Here is a 1,323-nt window from a genome sequence, read left to right on the forward strand (position 1 = left end):
TTGCAATCAGGGCTTGTGGCACCTTTGGGTTGTCATCAAAAAACGCGAACAGCCGTTCGATCATGCCTTGGGCATGGTCCGTGCTTTCATCGTCTTGCCACAGAAACTGGGTAACGCCCAAGGTCGCGGCATTACGCCCTGCATTGATCAGGTCTTCAGCTCTATACCCTTTTTCATAGGGATCAGGCGGCCCAAGCGCAAAAACCGGGATGGGCCAATACGCTACCGACGCGCCTGCCGAATTCTTGAAGGCGATGCGGATTTTAATGTCTCTAGATATTCGCCTTGTATCTAAAGACGGTTCGTAGTCTTTTGCATCCCGCGAATAGATCGAAGCGAAGTTGTCTTCCTTCTTCTTTATGAATTGCCAGATTTTAGACTGGCCGTCTTGATGTATTGCAAGCCCCACACCCCGAATCTCCAAGGCGTAGCTCCGACCCTGGATGGCCTGCTGTTCGGCGATTCTTGCCGCCATTTCTTTTTCATGGGCAGCACTCTTAGCCCTCTCATAGGCCTGGATGCCATCTCGCCAGCACATGCCAAAGATCACCAACCAGCCGACAAACGCTGCAATGCCCCAAGCCAGAGCAGGCTTCAAACTGCGAAGTGCCATGTCAGTTTCCTGTGCTTCATTGTCTACGACACGCTCACATTTAGCGCATGGCTGGCCACACCCTGACATCCACATGCCAGCCGATGGCCTTGCAATACCACAGGCTTACCGTTGAGGCGACGGTTGGGGTGCCCTTCGATGAAAGCGAACACTCCGCCGTGGAACGGGCAACTGGCTTTGTCGCCCATGACCGCTGGCGTTTTACCGTTGACGGTGTGGGTGCCAGCCAGTTGGCAGGAGATCACGCTGCCGCCGCCGCTGGTGGGGTCGCCCAAGCAAATAGGAGCCCTCATGCCGGGGGGGGTCCGTTACCGGGTAGGCCATAGATGAACGGATCAGCGCCACGATTCTGCTCGTTCTTCGCCTTGCGTGCGTCAGTGGGTGGGCTGATCATCTGGACGGTGAAGCTGCCGTCGCTACCGGCATACACCACGGCACTGGCACCGCCGTCGAGGTAACTGGCGATGGTGGCCAGGTTGATTTCCACCAGCGCGCTGCTGACGCCGGTATTACCCAGGCGCCGGCCGATGTCGTAGCCCTCCTCCACATTGCCCACGTCCAGGCCATGGCCATCGGTGTTTAAGCTGTGCAAGGCGTTGGTCAGGGCGATTTCCGCTTCGGTGTTGTCGGTGGTGTCGTAGAACACGCGTACCGGTTTTTGTCCATCGGGCAAGGTGTCCAGCGCCTTGAGCCAGCCTGCTTGCAAGGCC

2 protein-coding genes and 1 pseudogene are annotated in these 1,323 nt (G+C 57.3%); all 3 read right to left on the reverse strand.

Annotation, left to right across the window (positions count from 1 at the left end; translation table 11 throughout):
• A partial coding sequence (locus tag G7Z99_RS19590) for a type VI lipase adapter Tla3 domain-containing protein (protein ID WP_181096810.1) occupies window positions 1-613 on the reverse strand: 613 nt, incomplete at its 3' end.
• A gap of 23 nt (window positions 614-636) precedes the next feature.
• Window positions 637-906: a PAAR domain-containing protein gene (locus G7Z99_RS19595; protein WP_181096812.1), complete on the reverse strand. Its 270-nt coding sequence runs from the start codon at window positions 904-906 to the stop codon at window positions 637-639.
• Window positions 903-1,323: pseudogene (locus G7Z99_RS19600) on the reverse strand (DUF2875 family protein); the annotation flags it as partial. The pseudogene G7Z99_RS19600 and the gene G7Z99_RS19595, both read right to left, overlap by 4 nt.

The sequence above is a fragment of the Pseudomonas entomophila genome (assembly GCF_013523165.1).
Lineage (GTDB): Bacteria > Pseudomonadota > Gammaproteobacteria > Pseudomonadales > Pseudomonadaceae > Aquipseudomonas > Aquipseudomonas entomophila_A.

What these genes read in the sequence shown, in the direction of transcription:
- G7Z99_RS19595 (WP_181096812.1), bottom strand. Translation starts at nt 906, where the DNA reads ATGAGGGCTCCTATTTGCTTGGGCGACCCCACCAGCGGCGGCGGCAGC.